22 protein-coding genes and 1 other annotated feature are annotated in these 22537 nt (G+C 42.1%); of the genes, 9 read left to right on the forward strand and 13 right to left on the reverse strand.

Annotated elements, in window-relative coordinates:
- Positions 1-36: 36 nt before the first annotated feature.
- The 6 genes from AR334_RS08940 to AR334_RS30605 all read right to left on the reverse strand — a co-directional run bounded on the left by AR334_RS08940 (position 37) and on the right by AR334_RS30605 (position 7117).
- Positions 37-1494, reverse strand: a complete 1458-nt coding sequence (locus AR334_RS08940; protein ID WP_066308397.1) for a sodium:alanine symporter family protein — start codon at positions 1492-1494, stop codon at positions 37-39.
- 166 nt (positions 1495-1660) lie between these two features.
- A complete protein-coding gene (locus AR334_RS08945; RefSeq protein ID WP_066308400.1) occupies positions 1661-4762 on the reverse strand; it encodes an MMPL family transporter in 3102 nt (1033 codons plus the stop codon).
- Positions 4763-4765: 3 nt separating this feature from the next.
- Positions 4766-5227: a MarR family winged helix-turn-helix transcriptional regulator gene (locus tag AR334_RS08950; protein ID WP_066308403.1), complete on the reverse strand. Its 462-nt coding sequence runs from the start codon at positions 5225-5227 to the stop codon at positions 4766-4768.
- A gap of 453 nt (positions 5228-5680) precedes the next feature.
- Complete coding sequence (locus AR334_RS08955) at positions 5681-5872, reverse strand: hypothetical protein (protein WP_066308406.1); 192 nt, start codon at positions 5870-5872, stop codon at positions 5681-5683.
- A gap of 118 nt (positions 5873-5990) precedes the next feature.
- Positions 5991-6881, reverse strand: coding sequence for a cupredoxin domain-containing protein (locus AR334_RS08960; protein ID WP_066308409.1), 891 nt, complete (start codon positions 6879-6881; stop codon positions 5991-5993).
- Between the two features lie 101 nt (positions 6882-6982).
- Positions 6983-7117 (reverse strand): hypothetical protein, encoded by a 135-nt coding sequence (locus tag AR334_RS30605; RefSeq protein ID WP_301337156.1) that lies wholly within the window; start codon positions 7115-7117, stop codon positions 6983-6985.
- Between the two features lie 166 nt (positions 7118-7283).
- Positions 7284-7499, forward strand: a binding site (T-box leader).
- A 47-nt stretch (positions 7500-7546) separates the two neighbouring features.
- Between AR334_RS30605 and proS the strand changes: the two genes are divergently transcribed.
- Together proS and AR334_RS08975 are read left to right on the forward strand one after the other, a co-directional pair.
- The gene (proS, locus tag AR334_RS08965; RefSeq protein ID WP_066308411.1) at positions 7547-8977 is read left to right on the forward strand and encodes a proline--tRNA ligase; all 1431 of its coding nucleotides are present in this window, start codon (positions 7547-7549) and stop codon (positions 8975-8977) included.
- A gap of 243 nt (positions 8978-9220) precedes the next feature.
- Entirely contained in the window at positions 9221-9781 is a 561-nt protein-coding gene (locus AR334_RS08975) for a GNAT family N-acetyltransferase (RefSeq protein ID WP_066308415.1), read from the forward strand.
- 46 nt (positions 9782-9827) lie between these two features.
- On the opposite strand, the gene AR334_RS08980 is transcribed toward AR334_RS08975, so the two are convergent.
- Positions 9828-10415: a YdcF family protein gene (locus tag AR334_RS08980; RefSeq protein ID WP_066308418.1), complete on the reverse strand. Its 588-nt coding sequence runs from the start codon at positions 10413-10415 to the stop codon at positions 9828-9830.
- Between the two features lie 203 nt (positions 10416-10618).
- Here AR334_RS08980 and hmpA point away from each other — a divergent pair, with 203 nt between their 5' ends.
- On the forward strand, positions 10619-11830 hold the full coding sequence (gene hmpA, locus AR334_RS08985) for an NO-inducible flavohemoprotein (RefSeq protein ID WP_066308421.1): 1212 nt from the start codon (positions 10619-10621) through the stop codon (positions 11828-11830).
- 45 nt (positions 11831-11875) lie between these two features.
- On the opposite strand, the gene AR334_RS08990 is transcribed toward hmpA, so the two are convergent.
- A complete protein-coding gene (locus tag AR334_RS08990) occupies positions 11876-12724 on the reverse strand; it encodes a DegV family protein (protein WP_066308423.1) in 849 nt (282 codons plus the stop codon).
- Between the two features lie 259 nt (positions 12725-12983).
- Here AR334_RS08990 and AR334_RS08995 point away from each other — a divergent pair, with 259 nt between their 5' ends.
- From AR334_RS08995 to AR334_RS09005, 3 genes are read left to right on the forward strand one after another with little or no spacing between them, the layout of a single operon-like run.
- Positions 12984-13763, forward strand: coding sequence for an SGNH/GDSL hydrolase family protein (locus tag AR334_RS08995; RefSeq protein WP_066308424.1), 780 nt, complete (start codon positions 12984-12986; stop codon positions 13761-13763).
- A gap of 11 nt (positions 13764-13774) precedes the next feature.
- Positions 13775-14689: an ABC transporter ATP-binding protein gene (locus tag AR334_RS09000; RefSeq protein WP_066308427.1), complete on the forward strand. Its 915-nt coding sequence runs from the start codon at positions 13775-13777 to the stop codon at positions 14687-14689.
- Positions 14682-15662, forward strand: a complete 981-nt coding sequence (locus AR334_RS09005) for an ABC transporter permease (RefSeq protein WP_066308429.1) — start codon at positions 14682-14684, stop codon at positions 15660-15662. The genes AR334_RS09000 and AR334_RS09005 overlap by 8 nt, the downstream gene beginning before the upstream one ends.
- 172 nt (positions 15663-15834) lie before the next feature.
- Here the strand turns inward: AR334_RS09005 and AR334_RS09010 are convergent, their stop codons facing one another.
- Positions 15835-17058 carry an NAD(P)/FAD-dependent oxidoreductase gene (locus AR334_RS09010; protein WP_066308431.1) on the reverse strand — a complete coding sequence of 408 codons (1224 nt, stop codon included), beginning with the start codon at positions 17056-17058 and terminating at the stop codon, positions 15835-15837.
- Between the two features lie 285 nt (positions 17059-17343).
- On the opposite strand from AR334_RS09010, the gene AR334_RS09015 reads away from it, so the two are divergent.
- A complete protein-coding gene (locus tag AR334_RS09015; protein ID WP_066308434.1) occupies positions 17344-17949 on the forward strand; it encodes a hypothetical protein in 606 nt (201 codons plus the stop codon).
- 127 nt (positions 17950-18076) lie between these two features.
- The gene (locus AR334_RS30610) at positions 18077-18202 is read left to right on the forward strand and encodes a hypothetical protein (protein WP_301337157.1); all 126 of its coding nucleotides are present in this window, start codon (positions 18077-18079) and stop codon (positions 18200-18202) included.
- An 86-nt stretch (positions 18203-18288) separates the two neighbouring features.
- Here AR334_RS30610 and AR334_RS09020 read toward each other — a convergent pair whose 3' ends face one another.
- Together AR334_RS09020 and AR334_RS09025 are read right to left on the reverse strand one after the other, a co-directional pair.
- Entirely contained in the window at positions 18289-18498 is a 210-nt protein-coding gene (locus AR334_RS09020) for a twin-arginine translocase TatA/TatE family subunit (RefSeq protein ID WP_066308442.1), read from the reverse strand.
- 72 nt (positions 18499-18570) lie between these two features.
- Positions 18571-19593 (reverse strand): M42 family metallopeptidase, encoded by a 1023-nt coding sequence (locus AR334_RS09025; protein ID WP_172799203.1) that lies wholly within the window; start codon positions 19591-19593, stop codon positions 18571-18573.
- Positions 19594-19784: 191 nt separating this feature from the next.
- Here AR334_RS09025 and AR334_RS09030 point away from each other — a divergent pair, with 191 nt between their 5' ends.
- Entirely contained in the window at positions 19785-20096 is a 312-nt protein-coding gene (locus AR334_RS09030; protein ID WP_066308447.1) for a hypothetical protein, read from the forward strand.
- Between the two features lie 45 nt (positions 20097-20141).
- Here the strand turns inward: AR334_RS09030 and corA are convergent, their stop codons facing one another.
- Together corA and AR334_RS09040 are read right to left on the reverse strand one after the other, a co-directional pair.
- Positions 20142-21092, reverse strand: a complete 951-nt coding sequence (gene corA, locus AR334_RS09035; protein WP_066308450.1) for a magnesium/cobalt transporter CorA — start codon at positions 21090-21092, stop codon at positions 20142-20144.
- A 38-nt stretch (positions 21093-21130) separates the two neighbouring features.
- Entirely contained in the window at positions 21131-22453 is a 1323-nt protein-coding gene (locus tag AR334_RS09040) for a hypothetical protein (protein ID WP_066308453.1), read from the reverse strand.
- Between the last annotated feature and the right edge of the window lie 84 nt (positions 22454-22537).

Below are 22537 nucleotides of genomic sequence, written 5' to 3' on the forward strand. Positions count from 1 at the left end.
GACCGACTCGTAATATCTGAGTCAGTCCTTTTTTCATCAGCCTGTCTTTTCTGTTTCTCGAGGATTGTATTCCTTTTCCCAGAAATCGGCATCTTCAATGCCAAGCTTTACCGGATCAAAAACTGGATCCTTGCCGTCTTTCAGCTGTGCCTCGTAGTCTTTCAGCACTTTCAGGGTAGGTTTGGTGAGCAGTAGAATCGCGATAATGTTCAGCCAAGCCATACTTCCTACGCCGACGTCACCTAATGCCCACGCCATAGACGCTGTTTTCACGCTTCCATAGAATACCATTCCACAAATGACTATTTTCAGAGCAAAAATTGTCCATGGACGCTTTGTTTTTCTATTAATATAGGCAAGGTTTGTTTCTGCCATGTAATAGTAGGCCATGATTGTTGTAAAAGCGAAGAAGAATAAAGATAATGCTACGAATGGAGCACCAAAGCCAGGGAAAACTGACTCAACGGCAGCCTGAGTATACCCAGGACCTGGTTCGATGTCAGCCAAGTTGTTGACGATCGCCGGCTTGTCATCAGGCGTAACATTGTACATGCCAGTAATAATGATCATAAAGGCTGTGGCAGAGCAAACCAATAATGTATCTACGTAGACGGAGAATGCCTGGACAATCCCTTGTTTTGCAGGATGGGATACTTCTGCTGCTGCAGCGGCATGCGGACCGGTACCTTGGCCGGCTTCATTGGAGTAAATCCCGCGTTTTACACCCCAAGAAATCGCAGCACCCAAAATACCGCCAAATGCAGCGTCTGCACCAAAGGCACTTGAGAAAATCAGTCTTAGAACCTCAGGCACTTGTGAAATGTTCATGAACGTGATTAATAGCGCTACAATTATATAACCTGCAGCCATAAACGGAACGACAAACTCGGCAACACGGGCAATTCGTTTTACGCCGCCGAAAATAATGATGGCAAGCAATACAACTAGCAAAGCACCAGTGATTGCAGGGCTAATTCCGAAAGCGTTTTCAACACTTAAGGCGATACTATTTGCCTGAACGCCAGGCAAGAGAAGTCCTGTAGCAATTACCGTTACAACGGCAAATAACACTGCATACCATTTAATCTTTAATCCTTTTTCTATGTAGTATGCAGGACCGCCGCGGAATAGGCCATCTTGTTTTACTTTATAAATTTGCCCTAAAGTAGATTCAATAAATGCGGAAGCGGCTCCAAGGAAAGCCATAGCCCACATCCAGAACACCGCACCAGGGCCACCAAAGGCAATAGCAGTTGCTACCCCGGCGATATTACCGGTTCCGACCCGTCCTGAAAGCGCCAGTGATAGTGCTTGGAAAGAAGAGATTCCGGCTTCGGATTTGCCGCCTTTAAACATCAACCCGTAGATGTCTTTCATATGTCTTACTTGTAGACCCCTTGTTACGATTGTGTAAAACAACCCTACCCCTAAACAAAGATAAATGAGTGCTTGGCTCCAAATAATATCATTAAGCCAATTAACAACTGTCTCCATAAAATTCCCCCTTTGTCCTTTAATGCTTCTTAATTATATAACAATTTTGTTATTAAATAAAGAATATTCCATATATTTTGAATATTATTGCGAAATAATATCTTTTAAAAGAGTGTAAAAAACACGCTGAACAAGTGATTCAGCGTGCAAATGGATGAATGTTCCTCTAATTTTTTCTAAATGGCCACCAGTTGGCTTCACCAAAGGTCCTTACCATGACTGGAACAAACAATGGCAGAACAACCAAGGCATATAAAGCTAGCCCGATTAGGAGAATCGTGGCAATTTGCAGTAATGACAATACTCCGGATGGCATCATCGCTGCAAAGGTTCCTCCGAGGATAATTGCTGCTGATATGATGACGGAGCCCATTTTCTTCATCGATTCGTGAATTGCTTGTTCTACTGGCAAGTCTTTAAATTCGTTGAAGCGGTCCATTAAGAAAATGCTGTAGTCAATTCCAAGTGCAACCAAAATGACGAAAGCAAAGAATGGTACCGCCCAGCTTATGCCGGTATAACCCAGCCAATTCATGAAAATTACTTCGGAAATGGACATCGATGTATAATAGGTCAGGATTAACGAGCCTATTAGGTAAATTGGCATAATGAACGAGCGCAGCAGGATGATGAGGATTATGCTGATCCCGGTAAGCATCAGGATAACCGTTCGTGTATAATCCGCTTTGGAAATGGAATCTAAATCCTTATGCATGCTCGATACCCCGCCGATGGCAACCTTAGCATTTTCAAGTTTCGTATCCTTGACGGCACGTTCAACTGCTTGCTTGATCGCTGGGATTTGGTCAATGGCATCGTTGGAATAAGGGTTCTTATTAAAAACGACATCGATTGTCATCACTTTTCGATCCTTGGACATATAGGTGTCCAACACAGGCTCGAACTCTTCGCTATTCAGCATGTCTTCCGGAATATAGAACCCATTTCGCTCCTGCTTGGATACACCTGTCAGGTAATCTTGGGCAGATGTTAAGCCGTCCGAAACCTGGTTTAATCCATCGGCACTCTGTGATAAGCCGTCTGAAAGCTGGGTAATTTGGCTGCCAATTGATTCGAATCCTGTCAGCAGCTCTTGCTGGCCATTGGATATACCGGTAAGTCCATCTGTGAATTTCGGCAAGTTGGTGACGATTTGTCCTTGGCCGTCACCCATTTGATAGAGTCCTGTCTCCAACTTTTCAAGGCCAGGAAGCAGCAGGTCCATGCCTTTTACCAGTTGCTCTTGACCCGCGATAAGCTGGGAAAATCCAGTATCGGCACTAGTAAGTCCTTCATTTATTTGTTTTAGTGCTCCAGCCAATTGCATTGTAGCCATTTGAGCGCCAGGTGCTTGCGGATTGCCTGGGATCCCTTTTATTGTCATTTTAATAGTTTGGTAGTCCGGGCTTTGAATAATCGCCGGATATTCTTTTTCTAGATTTGAAAAGTTTGTATCAAGAGCAGTTAGACTTTGATTGAGCGTTTGCAGATTGCCGGAGATTTCGCCAAGACCGGCATGTGCTTTTTGATAACCGGCTAATAATTCCTTGCTCTTCTCTAAGGCCATGGCTGAATTTGATTGTATTTGAGCGAAGCCTTTTCTAATTTCAGTTGCCCCTAATGAACCATCCTTAATTCCAGTTTCAATAGCTGAGAGTCCGGTTTGAACTTTAGTCAGGTTATTTTTGATTTCCGTCGTTCCTTTAATTAATTGATCAATCCCATTTGTTGCCTGTTCCATTTTCGGCTGGTTTGCCGCCATTTGGCTGCTGGCATCGGCGAGACCGTCGCTGATTTGTTTAATTCCCTCGTTCCCCTGGTCTAGGCCATCGCTTAATGATTCGACCTGCTTGGAGATGTATAGGTCGTCAATTGGTTTTCCGATCGGGCGGGTGAGAGAACGAACCGTTTTGACATCATCGATCTTGTTCAGCTCTTGGCTGATACTTTCGGTAATGGCCACATAATCGGCCGTATTCATCTCATCATCGTTTTTAATGACAATTTGCGTCGGCATTGATTCGCCAGGACCGAATGATTCGGAAATGATGTTAAAGCCTTTAATCGAAGCATAGTCATCACTGATTTCTTCTAGTGAGTTAAATGATAATTGATCCTTGTAAGTAAATAAGAATGGGACGGTGACGATGGCAACGAGTATAAACGCAATAAATGGGCGTTTTAAGGCAAAGCTGCCCATCGGTCCCCAAATCTTGCTGTCGCCATGTTCTAGCTTGCCTTTCGCCGGCCAGAACAATTTTTTGCCTAACACAGCCATGAAGAAAGGGACGACGGTTCCAAGTGCAAGCAATAGGATCGCAACTCCGACGGCAACGGCCGCTGCTGATTTATATAGCTGGAAGGTGGAAAACCCGATCGATGCAAATCCAATCAATACAGCGATTCCACTGAAAAGTACCGTTTTTCCGGCCGTGCGGTATGTGGTGACAATGGCTTCTGTGACATTTTCTTCACGAGCTAGTTCCTCTTTGAACCGGCTGAGCAGCAGGATGCAATAGTCCGTTCCGATTCCAAAAAGAACTGCGACTAGGAAAATCTGGGTAAAGGTAGACAGTGGAAAATTGACTTGATCAACTAAAATCGCCACAATCGATTGCGCGGTTAGATAGCTAAACCCTACCGTAATTAACGGAATGATTGGCGCAACTGGTGACCTGAACACAAGCAACAGTACGGCCAAAATGAACACAACGGTAATACCCTCTGTTTTTTTTAGGCCTTCCTGGGAGTTCGTGATAAGGTCCTCGCTAATGACCCAGCTGCCAGTATAATTGTGTTCTAGCTTTACATCATCAACCGCTTTATTCAAGTCTTTTACAATTTCTTTTCCTTCCCGGCCATTGGCGGTAACTTGCAGTGAAACCAGGATGGTTTTCCCGTCTTTAGAAACAAGCTGATCCTTTAATTCCTCTTGATTAAAATGAGTGAGAATTTCGGTGATGCCAAGTTCTTCCTTATTGGATTCTAGTGCTTTTATAGCTTTTTCAGCTTCGTCGAAATCTTTGTTCGTTAATTTTTTATCGCTGTGAAAAACAAGCGCCGTTTGGAGGTCGGTGCCTTTATTTTCGTTGGATTGTACATCCTTAAGAATTTTTTGGGCCAATGTGGATGAATATCCCTCGGGGACTGTGATTTGGCCTTTTTCCCGAACAAGGTTCTCCATATTTGGTGCTACCATGAACAAGCCGGCGATGATGGCGATCCAGGCGGCCAAAATAAACCATTTTCCTTTAATGATGGCTCTCACATGCTATTCCCCCAGTTCTTCCTTTTTCTTGTTGTCGAGTATTTGGGCAAGTTTTTCATAAGTATTGATAAATGTGGTGATTTCAGTTTCATCAAATTTGGTAATGATAGATTCCACCAATTGATGGACTTTTTCCTGACATGTTCGAAAAAGTTCCTCCCCAGCATCTGTTAACGTCAGATAGACGACTCGACGGTCATTGACATCACGGGTCCGTTCGATAAGCCCACGATCCGCCATCCGATTAATAATGGCAGTTATCGCACTTTTGTTGACATCAAAAGCATCGGCGAGTTCGGTTGAGGTACAGCAGCTGGCCTTATGGATATAACTTAAAACATAATGCTGGTCATTGGTTAATTCATTGCCCAGTTCCGCCTTGATAAGGGATTCCGCTTTTTTATGTACCTGAAAGGAAACATTCACATAGCGGTCAATCAAGTCTTGAATTAGGGGATTATTCATTTGGGGTCACCTCTGATATTATTGATATTAGTTAAGTGATTGAACTATTCACGTGTTAAACTATAAAACAATTAAACCATGTAGTCAATTAGGAATTATTAAAAATTATTGGGAAACAAGAGGGTGCCAGCGGTAAAGAAGAAGGTGTTATTTTACCCGTGGAGGGATGGAAAAGGGTATTCACGGTAAAAAAGAAGGAGTTATTTTACCCGTGGAGGGGTGAGAAAGGGTGCCCACGGTAAAAAAGAAGGTGTTATTTTACCCGTGGAGGGGTGAGAAAGGGTGCCCACGGTAAAAAAGAAGGTGTCATTTTACCCATGAAGGGGTGAGAAAGGGTGCACGCGGTAAAAAAAGTGTTATTTTTCACATGAAGGAGTTGGGGGGAGTAGTATGAAACTTCATAGAGCGCGATTGGCAGAAAAATCGTCTGCACCGCGTCCTATGAAGGCTCCATCATGGCCACTGCACCTTGTAAGAATTCTTTTTCTTCTTTTTAGCAATGGATCTTATCAAATACACCCCGGCAACCAACGTCAAGACATTCAAGGAATCCCCTAAATTGATGGTCAAGCTAATGTGGTTGTTCACTCTTACATCGTTTTTGTTGTTGTTCGTAGAAGGAAGAGTTTTAACTTCTGTACCCAAGACAAACACCTCCACAGTTTATCGGACAAGTTTATATAATTTAATCTTATTCGAGACCGACAGATTTAAGCCTATAAACAAAAAAACAAGCCATACTAAGGATGGCTTGCTGATGAACTTATTCAACAATTACGGTGCCTTTAAACATATTCATGCCGCAGCTAAAGGTATATTCCCCAGTTTTGTCAGGCGTGAACGTTAATGTCGTTGTGCCAATTTTTAAATCGGCATTGTTAATATTAAAATCCGGCATATTAAATTTCGAGAAGCAGCTATTATCTCCTGGATTTTGAATTTCCAGTTCGACCGGAGCTCCTTTTTTCACCCGAATCACATTCGGAGAATACCCTCCGTCCGTAACAAGAATCTTCACCTTAGGTGTTGCTTGATCCGTCACGTCAATCTCCGTCTTTGCCGCAGGCTGTGTGGTCTTTGTTTGCGAAGCCTCGGCCTGTGCAGCTTCGGTTTTGACAGGGATTTCCACCCAATTACTGCTATACAAAAACAAAAACAGGGAGGCAAACACAACACCGCCAGCAATAATAGCAAACGGCGACAATTCCTCTGTTTGAACCGAGAATTTTTGATTGGTATCAGCCAAAATAAAAAGAATGACAAGCCCAATAATCACAATAAAAAGGCCCAATAAAATACCTAAAAGAATGATAGGATTAATGAAGATAAGTAGGACACCTAAAATGGCACCCATAATCCCGCCAAGCAAACCGAACATGGAACTCATCACGATGGCCAGGAGTCCAATCGGATGACCCGCCAAAAAACCAACCATGAAACCGATAATCATACTGATGCCGACAACAAGGAACATCTCTCCGGATAAAATGCCGGTTATCGTCCCGGAAAGCAACCCTGCCATCGTTGAAATGGCAATTGAAATCATCAAGCCCGGCGTTTTTGCCAGCTGCCCCTTATTTTTGTTTAAAAGATAAATAGAATAGCCTGTTGTCGCCGCAACAATGATGGCGGAAATAATCAAAAAATATGTCATGTTTAACGCTCCTCTTATGGGTTACTACCATAAGAGTATTATATAGGTTAAAAAACCATTTACAGCGATAAGAATTGAACGTTTTATGAAACCTCTCAAAACTATTTTTCTTTTTCGTTTTCTATTGTTTTTTTATAAATCCGTTTTAGGGTTTCATTTTGCATTTTTATTAAATCCAGCAGGAATTCTTTTTCTTCCTCTTCAAGGTCAAGTTCATCCTTTTTCTTGTCCTCCATGCAAATCACCCCAATTTAACTGATAATTATAATTTTACCCGATTTAGCACCAGCTTTAAAGTATAGAAGGATATTAATTAGGCAAAATTGGAGGTATTATTAAAATATTCCACAATAAGAATTGACTTTTGTGATGGAGAACTATATAATTTTTTCTAAAATATAGCTTGAAACAATGACGGGGATTAGTAAATTGAAGCTGTCTTACCAAGAGAGGAAACCATAGGTGCGAGGTTTCTTAAGGCAATCAGTTGAACCTGCCTCCGAGTTCTGTATCGGATATTGCTGAAGATACATGCGGATAAAATCCGTTATCATGGAAAGAGTATAAAGCAATCGCTTTATGAATTTAGGGTGGTACCGCCAGGCCTTGGTCCCTTTTTAGGATCAAGGCCTTTTTATATTTTTAAAAAATAATGAGGTGTCAAAATGGCTAAGGAATTTGTAAAAGATATTACGGCGATGGATGATGATTTCGCGCAGTGGTATACAGATGTCGTAACAAAAGCAGACTTAATCGATTATTCAAGTGTACGCGGTTCGATGATTATACGCCCATACGGCTATGCACTTTGGGATAACATCAAAAACGAACTGGACCGACGCATTAAAGAAACAGGGCATGAAAACGTGTATATGCCTTTATTCATCCCTGAGAGCCTGCTGCAAAAAGAGAAAGACCACGTTGAGGGCTTTGCTCCCGAAGTGGCATGGGTAACACACGGCGGTTCCGAGGAGCTGACGGAGCGATTGGTCGTCCGTCCAACATCAGAGGTTCTATTCTGTGAGCATTATAGCAATATCATTCACTCCTACCGTGACCTGCCAAAGCTGTATAACCAATGGGCCAACGTTGTCCGCTGGGAGAAAACGACCCGTCCATTCTTGCGGACATTGGAGTTTTTGTGGCAGGAAGGACACACCGCGCATGCGACAGATGAAGATGCGATGGAAGAAACCATCAAAATGCTGAATGTGTATGCCGATGTACTGGAGAACATTCTGGCGATTCCAGTTGTTAAGGGGCAGAAAACAGAGAAGGAAAAATTCGCTGGAGCTAAAGCAACATTTACTGTCGAAAGCTTAATGCATGACGGTAAGGCGTTGCAGTCCGGCACTTCCCACCATTTTGGCACCGGCTTTGCTGAGGCATTTGGCATTCAATACACCGATAAAGAAGGGAAGCTGCAGTATGTTCATCAAACATCATGGGGCTTTACCACTCGTGTCATCGGTGCGTTAATCATGGTACACGGCGATGACCGTGGCTTGGTGATTCCTCCAAAGGCTGCGCCAACCCAGGTGATGATTGTGCCAATCGCCCAGCATAAAGAAGGAGTTTTAGACTTTGCCTATGATCTGAAGGCATCTCTTTCAAAAGTGGCCCGAGTTGGTATTGATGCCAGCGACAAGAAGCCAGGCTGGAAATTCAACGAGTACGAAATGAAGGGAATTCCGGTTCGTTTAGAAGTGGGACCTAAAGATATTGAGAACAAGCAAGTTGTATTGGTTCGTCGCGACACTTTGGAAAAAGTGGTTGTGCCAATGGATCAGTTGGAGCAGAAGCTTGCTGAGCTGCTTGATGACATCCAATCGAACTTATATAACAAAGCATTGAAGCATCGCGAAGAGAGAACCTCCGTGGCGACAACTCTTGATGAGTTAAAGAGCACATTGGAGGCAAAACCAGGCTTTATCAAGGCAATGTGGTGTGGCGAGCTTGCCTGTGAGGAGAAAATCAAGGAAGATGTGGGGGCGACCTCACGCTGTATTCCATTTGAGCAGGAAAAAATCTCTGATAAATGCGTTTGCTGCGGCAAAGACGCCGATAAAATGGTTTATTGGGCAAAAGCATATTAAAAATGACCTTTTTGAGGGCTCTTCCGGGTTGGAAGGGCCTTTTTTCTTGGATGCAGCAAGATATCCGCGCAAAAAGGATGGATATCCGCGGAAAGTTCGATATATCCGCGATAATTTGAATATATCCGCGATAAAATCAATATATCCGCGGAAAGAGCATTTTTATCCGCGGACGCCATTTTTTAAAAGGATTTCCAACCATAAGAGGCGAATATGTAAAACTCGGAAGGAGAGGAAGACACAATGAAACCAATTTTAAAAGAATTTCCAGAAGAGATTACCACGGAAAGACTGATCATCCGCAAGCCGATGCCTGGTGATGGGAAGGCCGTTTATCAGGCGATACAAGCGTCAATGGCGGAACTGAAGGCGTGGATGCCCTGGGCCCATCGGGAGCAAACGGAGGACGATGTAGAAGCGAACATGCGCGAAGCCCATGCCAAGTTTTTAACCAGGGAAGACCTAAGATTGCATATTTTTAATAAGGAAACAGGAGAGTTTATCGGGTCATCAGGTTTGCACCGTATTAACTGGGATATTCCTAAGTTTGAAATCGGTTATTGGATCGATACCCGTCATCAAGGAAAAGGCTACATAACGGAGGCGACAGAAGCGATTACGAATTTCGCTTTCATCGAATTGAACGCCAAGCGGGTTGAAATTCGCTGTGATTCCAAAAATAATCGAAGCAAAGCGGTCCCCGAACGTCTCGGTTTTCAACTTGAAGGTATCTTGAAAAATGACGGTCTATCCGCAGACGGCAAAGAAATACGAGATACGTGCGTTTATGCAAAAATAAAATAACAAGGAAAAACTCGGCCAACAAAAAAAAGCCGAGTTTTTCTATCAATCAATCCAAAATATATCGTTTTAAGTAAAACTTGGTTATCGCCAAATATTCGCGAAAATAGGATTTCACAACAGCTTGAGACGGCGTTTCTGCCGGTAGTCCGTCCACCTCCAGCCCTTGGTCACGGGCGATTGATACTCCACGATATAGGTGGAAAGCATTCGTAACCACAACACCTAACTTTGCCTCGGATGGAATTAGTTTTTTAGAAAAGGCAATATTTTCATAGGTGTCCGTCGATTGATCTTCCAGGATGATCCGCGATTCGCTGATGCCTTGTTTCAGCAACTCCCGCTTAATGCTCTCCGCTTCAGAAATGTCCTCACCGCGTCCTTGGCCACCGGAAGCAATCACCAGTGTACTTGGGTTATCCTTAAGGTATACCGCCGCAGCATCGATTCTGCGGGCCAGTGCCAAAGAAGGGGCAGTGCCGTTAACCTTTGCACCCAAGACAATCAAATAATCGGCATCTTTTGGTGCTTCCACATGCCAATACTGACTAATTTTAAATTGCAAAAACAGACAATAAATCAAACCGATCCCAATTAAAATGCCTAGAATAGTAAATATCCGCTTCCGATTTTTCATGTTTCCCCTATCCCATTTTTTCTTAATAGTAATGTATCCTCTAAATATTTTCCAGCATATTGTGAAGCCTGTAACAGGAAATTAGGACTATGACATAGTTCTAATTATTCAAATATAACAATGTGTGATTTAAATCACTAAACCGCCATGTTTTTTGTCATATAATACTACGTACATAGTGAAAACCAAAAGGAGTGTTCAATGTGTTAAATCAAAAAACGATAGAAATTATTAAATCAACCGTTCCGGTGCTCGAGCAGTATGGTGAACAAATTACGACTAGATTTTATCAGCTCATGTTCGGAAACCATCCGGAATTATTGAATATTTTTAATCATGCCAATCAAAAACAGGGCAGACAGCAAAAGGCTTTGGCTGGCACCGTATATGCTGCGGCAATGTATATTGATAATTTGGAAGCCATCCTTCCAGTCGTGAAACAAATTGCTCATAAGCATCGAAGCCTTGGTATCAAGCCAGAGCATTATCCAATCGTAGGTAAGCATCTATTATTAGCAATTAAGGATGTGTTAGGAGAGGCGGCAACGAACGAAATTATTGACGCATGGGCACAGGCCTATGGTGTGATTGCCGATGCCTTCATTGGTGTGGAAGCGGAAATGTATCATGAAGCTGCAACCAAACAAGGTGGCTGGGACGGGTTCCGCGTCTTTTATGTTGACCGGAAAGTGCAGGAAAGTGATGTTATCACGTCCTTTTATTTAAAACCAACGGACAACAAAGCTATTGCCGATTTTAAACCGGGACAATATATCAGCATAAAACTTGAAATCGAAGGCGAAAAGTTCACCCATATTCGCCAGTATAGCCTTTCCGATGCACCAGGCAAGGGCTATTACAGAATTAGCGTTAAACGTGAAGCGGGAACAGCCAATCCCGATGGTGTGGTGTCCAACTACCTTCATGAGGGTGTAAACGAAGGAGATTTACTTCAGATTAGTGCCCCTGCAGGCGATTTCGTACTGAATACTGAAAAATCCTCACCGGTTGTACTGTTAAGCGGCGGGGTTGGTTTAACTCCAATGATGAGCATGCTTAAAACAGTTGTCGAAATTCAGCCAGAACGTAAGGTGACCTTTGTTCATGCAGCTCAAAACAGCAATGTCCATGCTCTAAGAGAGGAAGTGGAGGAGTTGGCACAGCTTGAAAATGTAACATCCTACGTTTTCTATGATGCGCCGACAGATGACGACCGTAAACACAATCGCTTCGATGTCGAGGGCTATATCACCCGTGAATGGCTAAAAGAAAAGGTTTCAATCGAAGATGCCGATTTTTATTTCTGCGGGCCGGTTCCATTTATGAAGGCCATTAACAGCAGTTTACAAGAACTAGGTATTAATGAAGAGAGAATTCACTTTGAGTTCTTTGGACCAAAAGCAAGCTTGGTTTAAAAAAACGAACCCGATTTCCAATTATGAAGGAAATCGGGTTTTTCATTATTCACATACCCAGGAAAGTCCTAGCGTTCCAGCCCCCGTATGCACCCCAGCAACAGTGATCAGCATCATGACCTCAGTTTGTAAATCAGGAAATTGCTCATGAATATATTTTTCAAAGGCGACAGCCTTGTCCTGTTCGTGCGCGTGAATAATCACCGCTTTTGTCACCTTATGAGACTCCAAGTCTTCCTTCAAGCGGTTAACGAGCCATGCGAGAGCCTTTTTTTCAGACCGGACCTTGTCCTTGATTTTGGCGGTGCCTTCTTCAATAGATAGGATCGGCTTAATGTTTAGCAGCGAAGCCAATATTTTTTGGCCGCCGGATACCCGGCCGCTCTTATGTAATTGGTCAAGATTGGACGGGACTAGAAACAGGCGGGTATCGTCACGCATTTCATTTAGTTGGCGAACGACCTCATTAATCTCAACACCTTGCTCGACCAATTGAATGCCTTTCTTTATTAAAAATGACAGCGGATAGGAACCGGTGCGGGAATCTATACCGTATAGTTTGAAACCGGCCATTTCCGCTGCCAAAACGGAAGTTTGATAGGTTCCCGTCAGAATGCTGGAGGCATGTACTGCTACTCCGAAATCATATTCTGTCTTTAACTTTTCATAAAGCTCAACAAAGTCGTTAAGAGAAGGCTGGGATGATTGAAATTTTCCTTCTTCCGTTTTCATTCTTATATAAAATTCTTCCTGCGTTATGTCGATTGTCTCTTTGAAAAAATCGTCATTAATCACAACGTGCAGGGGAATGACATGTATGTGATGCTGCTCGATAAATTCTTTGCTGAGAGATGATGTGGTGTCTGTTATCCAAGCAATTTTCGCCGGGTTCATTTCTTTCTCCTCCTGAGAGTTGCCTTATTTATAGTATTACCCGCTACACATATGACATTATTAAAGCTTTTGTTAAATAATGAAACATAGAATAGGGGTTATGGATTTGCACAACCAAATAAAAGATACTTTAACAGGTGTAACCCGTCTATAAACAAATGTCATGTAACTAGTAAAAATTTTTTTGCTAAAACTTTTATTGTGGTATGAAACTGTGATTAAATGAAGGTATATTCATGGCCGGAAAGGGTTGAGCTGTTTGAGTAAAAACATGGTTCGCTTTGTGACGATTATTGCGGCTTTATTTTTTCTTCTTTGGCTGGCCGGCCTTGGCTGGGCAGTGGCTGAATACTATGCGGGGAAACCGGATCAAGTTCCCAAGGCAAGTGAGCAGAAAATAGAAAAGGCTGAAAGCAAAAAAGGGTTAACGGTAGTCGCCTTGGGTGATTCATTGACGAGAGGAACGGGTGACGAGACTGGGAAAGGCTATGTCGGTGTTTTAGTGGATGAATTGAAGGAAAAGACAAAGCAGCCGATACAGCTTACGAACCTTGGCATCAACGGACAGCGCTCAGACCAGCTGCGGAATCAGGTTGGGCAGACGGAGGTGAAGCGGCAAATCCAAAAAGCTGATGTCATTGTAGTGACAATTGGTGGGAACGATTTGTTTCGAGGCGGGCAAGGGATTATCGAGTTTAAAAATGAGGACCTGACGGAGATACAAACCAAATATCTCGAAAATATAAAGGTTATTCTTGAACAAATTCGAAATCACAATCAGAATGCCAATGTGTTTTTTATCGGACTTTATAACCCGTTTATTGAGCTAGGTGAAGGAAAAGAGATGTCCAAGGTTGTCCGGCAGTGGAACTATCAGAGTGCAGAAGTAAGCGCTGCTTTTCCAAAAATAGTGTTTGTTCCGACGTTTGACCTATTTGAGCTAAAGGTTAATGATTACCTATATTCCGATAAGTTTCATCCAAATACAAAAGGGTACCGGTTAATTGCGGAACGGGTGGCCTCATTAATCACTTGGTGAGGAGATTATTTATGGAAAAAAATATCACTTTATCGGTAAAGGATTTAAAAAAGAAAATTGGCCGGAAAGAAATAATCAAAGGATTATCTTTCGATTTGCGGGAAGGGGAAGTGTTTGGTTTCCTAGGGCCAAATGGTGCTGGGAAAACAACGACCATCCGAATGCTTGTTGGCTTGATTAAGCCGACTTCTGGCACCATCCATATCAGTGGCTATAATATTGAAGGGCAATTTTCCGAGGCAATGAAGAATCTTGGCTGCATTGTGGAAAATCCAGAATTGTATCCATTTTTGTCAGGTTATAACAACCTGCTCCATTTTGCTCGGATGCTCGAGGGGATTGGGGAAGAGCGAATTCATGAGGTAACCAAGCTTGCCGGTTTGACTGAGCGGATTCACGATAAGGTGAAGACGTATTCCTTGGGAATGAGACAACGCCTCGGAATTGCCCAAGCTTTGCTCGGAAATCCAAAGGTGCTCATCTTGGATGAACCGACTAATGGTCTTGATCCGGCCGGAATCCGTGAGATGCGGGAATTTATAAGATTTCTTGCAGAAAAAGAGGGACTAAGCGTTCTTGTTTCCAGTCATTTATTAAGTGAAATACAGCAATTGTGCGACAGAGTGGCCATTATTTCCAAAGGACGTATTATAACCACCGATACGGTTGGAAACCTATTATCCAATCGGGAACGAGTACAGTGGGTGATGAATCCTAGCGAAAAAGGGAAACAAGTTTTACGTGAGTTAACAAAGGTTGAGGAACGGGAAGACGGCACAGTCTTAACCGAATTTGATGAACAGGGGACTCCGTTGTGGAATAAACGGCTAGTAGAAGCAGGTGTCTCGGTACTGGAAATGAACCGCAAGATGCCGGTGCTGGAGGATTTATTCCTTGAACTGACCGGGGGTGAGACCATTGACTAAACTGGTCCAAAATGAAATGCTGAAGCTAATCGCAAAAAAACGCCTGATTGTTATTGGTATAATCATTGGTGTTCTTGTCATCTTGTTTACATATGCCCAGTATAAGGAAACCGAAACACAAAGGAAAAAATTAGGCACGAACGATTGGCGGACGATTCTACAGCAGCAAATTGTCGATACGACGAACCGTCTTAGCAGCAGCCGAATTTCTGATGAGTGGAAAAAGCAGCTGCAAATTTCGCTACAGCAGAAGCAATATTATCTTGACCATGATATCAATCCGGCTGAGCCAGGAGCTCCGACATTTATCAGAATTTTTCTGGAGAACTCGATTGATTTATTTATCCCGTTAATGGTCATGGTGATCGCTAGTGATTTGGTGTCTTCCGAGCATAGTATGGGGACGGTCAAGCTCCTGTTAACGAGGCCGGTGAAGCGGTGGAAAATTCTTTTAAGCAAATATATTACCCTGTGCCTGGCTGTCTCGCTTATCATCGCTATTGCCGGAATCCTCTCTTACCTCATCTCAGGTGCAGTCTTTGGCTACAAAGGCTGGGGAGCTCCGATTTTAACTGGGTTTAATATTACGGATGAAGGACTAAGCACTTCTGAAGTTAGATTATTAAGTTTATGGGAGTTTCTCTTGATGGATATAGGCCTTGTCTGGTTTGTCGCCATTGTGGTTGGGACATTGTCATTTATGCTATCGGTATTAATTCGCAGCACCGCCGCAGGAATGGGTGTCATGCTTGCGGCACTGATCTCCGGTGCTATTTTAAGTAATATGGTTTCCTCGTGGGAATCAGCTAAATATTTTTTCATGGTGAATTTAAGGTTAACAGACTATATGAAGGGAAGTGCACCGCCTATTGAGGGCATGAATCTTTCGTTTTCGATGATGGTTCTGCTTGTTTGGTGGGCGGCAGCGCTGATTGTTTCCTTTGTTGTCTTTACAAAGAGAGATGTATATTAATTTTTGACTAAATAAACAACCCGCTCCCATTAAGGAAGCGGGTTGTTTGTCTTAAAATCGGGGGAATTTAAGACATTTTATTGGGATGCTTCTATTCAAATGCAGCAAGGAGGTGTGAGGGGACGTTCCCCCTTGCTGCGGAAAGTAAACAATCATAAACAGGCTGGAATGCCTATTGCTTGGCAGTCATTTTAACAGGCTCGCGGTCCACGCCTACGTGCTGCTTAATAATTAATGCTGGTCCGCCCAAGTTAAATAGGTAGCGGGCTTCAATTACTTGCTTCATAAAGGCGCCGATTAATCCGGAAAGACGGACACTGCCCACCAATCCCACTGCCGCAAAGTTGCCGATTGAGGCAACAGAACCTTTGTGGTGATATTCAAATACTTTTAGTTCTTCGCCACGAATGGTCGCGACAATATTTTTTGCACAAACAGGTGCCTGCTGTAACGCCACTTGAGCCGTAGGAGGCAAAGCGTTCTTTTCGTCCTTCATGAACAGTGAACAATCTCCAATACTGAATACGTTGTTCATATTTTTTACTCTTAGGTAAGGATCAAGTGCAATTTTTCCTCTTTCCATCGGCAGGCCAAATTTTTCAACGATTGAATTGGCTTTTACACCGCAGGACCAAATTAATGTCCGGGTAGGTAAATCAAGGCTATTTTCAAGACGAATTTTTTCAGCTGTTACTTCCAGTATCTTTGTTGATGTAATTAATTCGACATTCATTTTCTTTAAAGTATTGATGGTGTATTCAATCGATTGTTTTGGAAAGAACGGAATAACGGATGCAGCAGCCTCGACAGCAACGATTCTGATTTTTTCAAATGGAATATCATGCTCTTTGCAAAGCTTTGGAAGTCCGTCCGCCAATTCGCCAAGGATTTCAACTCCGGTAAAACCTCCACCGGCAACCACAAAGGTAAGGCGGGATGGGTCCTGATCTTCTTTATAAAGGTTAAATTGTTTAATAATTTGATGATAAATGGCTTTTGAGCTTTTAAAGCTGCGAATTTCAAAGGCATGCTCCTTAACACCCGGAATGCCGAATGTTGCTACTTCAAAGCCTAATGCAACCAATAAATAATCGTATTGGATCGCAGCGCCGCCTTCAAGATGAACTTCCTGGTTAGCTGTATCGACAGATGTTACTTCTGCTTTGATAAAGCGGGTTTTGTTAGGGTCAATTAATTCCGGAATCGAGATGGCGATTTGCCGGTCCGCAGCAGTTCGTACACCGATTTTGTGCAGCTGTGTGGTTAAGTAATGGTAGTTATGTTTATTGATTAACGTAACATCTGCCTCGCCGGATTTTAATAATTTCTCTAACCGTTTAGAAGTAATAAGTCCTCCGTAACCTCCACCTAAAATAACGATTTTTGGCTTGTTCATCTTCAATCAGCTCCTGATTCCCATAATTCTAAAATATCTTTTTGTGAAACATTTCACATTAATAATGTTTTAAAATAGAGCAATCGCTCTATATTATTGTTTGTGAAATATTTCACATTTATTTTCTAATAATAGAATACGACAATTTTAAAGGTAACGCAAGAATTTTTTAACAAAATTTATGACAAACTGGTAAATTTTTTTTCATAATTTGGGCATGATAACGAAGGGCAAATTTACCAATACTGCAGAGTTCATTACCGAAATACGAAAGGAGCTTGACCAATGAAAGCAAAAATAATACTTTTTATGATTGGAATGTTAGTTTCGGTTCCATTTGCCGCTGGAGCAAAGGAAGTGGTGCCTGACACCAATGTGGATAACCAAGAACAAGTTAATAATGTGGATAACTCCGAGGAATGTGATTGCGAAGCGGAGGAGAGCACGGATCAGCATGGCACGCACGGGCATGGGCATAAGAATGGGGATTGGCAGGCCAAGATGGCAGACCGGGAAAAGCAGCTGCTTGGCTGGGTTGACCAGTATACACCAGATAAAAAGGATGAATGGACTCAGGTTTTGGAGGAAAAGAAGCAGCTGCGCAATGAGTGGATGAGCCCAAATAATGCTGAAAAACGGGAAAAATGGAGAAGCGAAAAACTTAAAAAGATGAAAGAGCTCCATAAGCAGTTGGAGGAAGGCAAAATCACCAAAGAAGAATTCATCAAGGAAGCCCATGGTGGAAAAGATATGGCACTTTGGAAAACGTACCACGACGTTAAGCTTGCTGTCGAGAAAGAAGATGATAAGCTGGCTGCTGAGGGGTTGAACCAGCTTTTGGAACAGTATAAACAGCATAACCAAAGGCTAAAAGAAAAGCTTGACGATTAGTGTGTAAACCAATCCTTATGGGGTTGGTTTTTTTATTTAAGCCAGTGCTTGTTAATAATTATCATGGTTAAAAGAATATCGAAACGGGTAATTTAACTAAGGACGAAAAGGTGAGGAGGGGTTAAAAATGAATCGAAAAAAATTAATGATGACAACTGTTGCTTTGGGGGCCGCCTATTTACTCCGAAACGATAAGTCCCGCAAAAAAATAATGAATCAATTTCAGTCCCTGGCCGAGAAATCAAGACGATAACCTTCCCAAATGGTACAACGGCCAACAGTTCATGCCTGAGTCTAAAAAAGCATCCCCCATGAATACCAGGGGATGCTTTTAAAACTTTATTTTTTCAAATCAACTTGTTTAATTTCCTTTATGTCTTCCGTAATATCTTTCCGAATGTCATCAGCAATGCCGCTGGTGGCATTTTTAAACTCACGGATTGACTTTCCAAAGGCACGGCCGATTTCAGGTAGTTTATTTGGTCCAAACACAATTAATGCTAACGTTAGAATTAGAATTAACCCTGGTACACCGATGTTAGAAAACATGATTCCATCTCCATCTCATTAATGAACTGACATTTTTATTATAGCTGTTTACCGCCATTTGTAAATGTAAAATTAAATGACCATCTCAGATTGAACATAGTGATATAAAAGCTTTGCTGTGTTCTCAAGTGACGATTGATGGGTCCTTTCAAATGCATGGGACGAATCGATTCCCGGTCCGATTAATCCATGAACAAGATCATGTCCGGAGCGAATGGCTGCCGATGCATCGGAACCATAGTGTGGATAAATATCAAGTTTGAAACCGATATTGTTGGCTTCCGCTAACCTTACCAATGCTTTGCGCAAACCGTAATGATACGGGCCGCTGGAGTCCTTCACGCAAATCGAAACCGTGTATTCATCAGTGGACTGGCCATCACCCATCGCACCCATATCGACCGCCAAGTATTCGACTGTTTCCGGAGTAATATTAGAATTTCCGCCATATCCGATTTCCTCATTATTGGAAATCAAAAAGTGGGTTGTGTAGGGCAACGTGATGTTTTCGGTTTTTATTTGCTTGATCAATTGCAATAGAACTGCAACGCTGGCCTTGTCATCCAAATGGCGGGATTTGATATAACCGCTTGGTGTCACCTCTACCCGTGGGTCGAAGGAAACAAAATCCCCGACTTCAATTCCAAGAGCACGGACTTCCTCAGCCGTATGTACTTTTTCATCGATTCTTATTTCCATGTTTTCCTGATTGCGTTCTGCTTTCCCTGCATCTTTGTATACATGGACGGATGTTTGGTGCATTAGGATGGTCCCGGTGTATTTTTTGCCGCTGCTTGTTTCAATCTGGCAGTATTCGCCTTCAATGGAGTTGTATTTAAAGCCGCCGATTAAGTCGATGCGCAAACGGCCGTTTGCCTTGATTTCCTTCACCATCGCCCCTAATGTATCAACATGTGCCGTCAACATCCTGTGCCGGCTGGACTCTTTTCCTTCAATGGTGGCGATTAAGCCGCCCTTACGATTTCTTGTTGTCTCGACTTGCAACCCGGCAAGAAAATTTTCAACATATGTAATGACTTCATTTGTGTTTCCCGATGGACTCGGAATCGACACCAGGTTGGTTAACAACTTCATTGTTTCTTCAGTATTTGGATATGCCACAGTCTGGGTCCCCTCTCAATCATATTGTCCTTTTTATTATACAACTTTTTAAAAATCTCATGTCAAATGTCAACATTCTTTGTCAGCATGCATAGGTTTACTAATGGCGATTTCTAAATTTGAAGGTCAATCATTGGGACTAAGAGTAAGGAGAGAGGGAGAAAGTGACAAGACTTGAATTATATCATAATAAGTCCAAGCCATTTCCGTGGAAGGGCCTGTTACTATACCTGTTTTTAGCAGTTGTGTTAGCAATCGGGATCCTTGGTTTCAGTCATTATTATCAAAGTACAATAAAAATAGAAGCACCTGAAGTGGACTTGGGGCCAAAGGTAGTGATTCATCTGCCAAATGGCCAAAAGGTTTATACTTATGAAAACCTTATTGTTGAAAAGAACGGAAAGACCTATTATAAGGGAGAACAAAACACCATCGATTTGACCGGCGGGGAAGTTGTCTATGAAAATTGGGAATAAAAAGGCGGAGACCCAACCGGGCCTTCCGTCTTTCTATTTAATAAACTATTTAAACCAGCCCTTCTTCTTAAACCACCACGACATCCCAAGTCCAACAAGAACCATGACGATTAACACTAAGAAATAGCCATACTTCCAGGAAAGCTCCGGCATGTATTGAAAGTTCATTCCATACAGCCCAACAATAAATGTCAGCGGCATGAAGATGGTCGTAATAACGGTTAAAACCTTCATGACATGATTGGTCTGATGGGAATTAATCGAAATATAGCTATCGCGAATATCGGTTGTCAGCTCGCGGCTCGCTTCAATCATTTCCGTCAGTTTAAGCAAATGGTCATGAATATCTGAAAAATAAACCATTTTCCCCTGCATCGCTTCCATCCTCTGCGAATTAAGGATGCGGTAGATCAGGTCGCGCATTGGGGTAATCGTATGCCGCATTGTCAGGAGTTGATGACGGGTATCAAATAAATCCTCCAGTAAATCTTCCATCAACCGCCCTCTAGAATTCTCATCTATCTCATTTAACTGATCTTCAATTTTATAAACCAAAGGGAAATAGTTATCCACCATTTTATCAATCACATTATATAACACATGGGAAGGATCCCATTTTTTTATCTGATTGGATTGACTAAGCCTGTTCCATACCTCGTTAATTTCCAGTGAAGGCTGGTGATGAAATGTCACGATGTAATTTTCGCTCAGGAAGAAATCCACTTCATCTCTTGTAATGCTCTCCTGATTCAAAGACTGGGTGACAAAGAACGTATAGTTTTCATAATAATCAAGCTTTGGCCGTTGCAGATGGAGGATACAATCCTCAATCGCCAAGGGATGAAACGATAATGGATCACGGAGAAATTCGACCTCTGGCTCTGACGGTTGATTAAAGTCAATCCAGTACCAGAGAAACTCTCCGTTAATAAGTCTAGTGATTTCGATGTCCTGAACCAATTCATGTTTTTTATTTACCGCTATCGTTCTGATCATTATAGAGACTCCTTACAAACCGGTCATTCAAGCGGGAGTTATTCCTTCTTTGATGATATCACCGCTTTATCTATCCATTTTTTCCGTAACTTTTTATCTTGCCATCCTTGAATCAGACTGCTGATGGCAAGGTACATCACTACAATCATACCACTAAATACAATAAAAACAGCTAAATATTCAAATGGATTATAGGAAGCAAGGCGCTCCCAGTGAATGTTACCTTCCAAGTCATGGGTAAACAAATTCATGCTAAATATCCCGCAAATAACGGTATAGAGAGTTAGAATCAATAGCAAAAAACTGTCCCTTTTTGTGGCCGTATTTTGCTCGTAATGGAATAGGGCGGAAAGCATTTCTTTAGAGCATTGGTATAAGCTGTCAATCTGAAAAGCCTGTTTCATTCCATTAAAAATTTCTGTTCCTCCGTTGTCGCGTGGAATCGTGACAAAATAATAATTCGAAGTAAACGAATGCATTGTATAAATCAGTTGTCTAATTGCCTTTTTATCACTGTCAATATTAATATCCGCGTAACCCTGCAACAGTTTTAGGAAAAACAACCGATGAAATAAATTTGTCAACAAGGCGTAATAATATCGTCCATAAAAATGATTTGTCAGCTTGTCAGTGTCTTGACTAGAAATACAGGCTAAACCGTACTCATCATAATGATATTGAGTTTTTATGTCATTTTTTACGGAAAGCAATGATAGAAGATAAATTTTTGAATCAAATTCCGCTGCGTCATTGCCTTTTATAATGTGATCCAACCCTGGCACCATATCACGGAAAAGCTCTTTTACGAAAAGATCATTTTTCTCTTCATATAAGATAGCTGCTTTTGATTCATTACCAAGGTGAATGCGGGTGGCCTTTCCGCCGGTAAATGTAATGGCATCAGCCAAAGGGAGGTCATTTAGCTCGATTCGGATGGTAACGATGCCAAGTTCATAGGGACAGAGAATCACGTCAACTGAGTGAATCTGGAACGGAATCATGCCATGGTTAATCGTAATGGCGCGTTCGTCAGAAAGTTTCTTTGAGTATCTATGGTATCCTTTATCCTTTCCGGATGTCGGGAACAGGATCTTATTTGTCATCGGGAGGAAAAATGACTCCAAATTTCGATGGGAAATCGCAAAACCCCCATAATATTTGTCTTCCTGTTCTAAATCATTCAATTGAAAGCTGGTAAATTGATGGTTTTCTAGACTTTTCCGCAACTGCAGTTCACTGTCGGCCTTGTATGTAAAGGGAAGGTAAAATTGAAATAGAGCTTTCGAAACCTGCATTTCCGTTGCTGTGAAATCCGCCATAAAAGATAATTCCCCTTCGCTAAATGTTTCTAAACTAAACATTCCCGAAATATTCCCACCTTAATCAAAAAGAATAACGTTATTAAATAACAAAAGACAGCCCCAGGGCTGGGGCTGCCTATTGTT

Source organism: Bacillus sp. FJAT-29814 (assembly GCF_001510715.1).
In the GTDB taxonomy this organism is placed as follows: Bacteria; Bacillota; Bacilli; order Bacillales; family Cytobacillaceae; genus Neobacillus.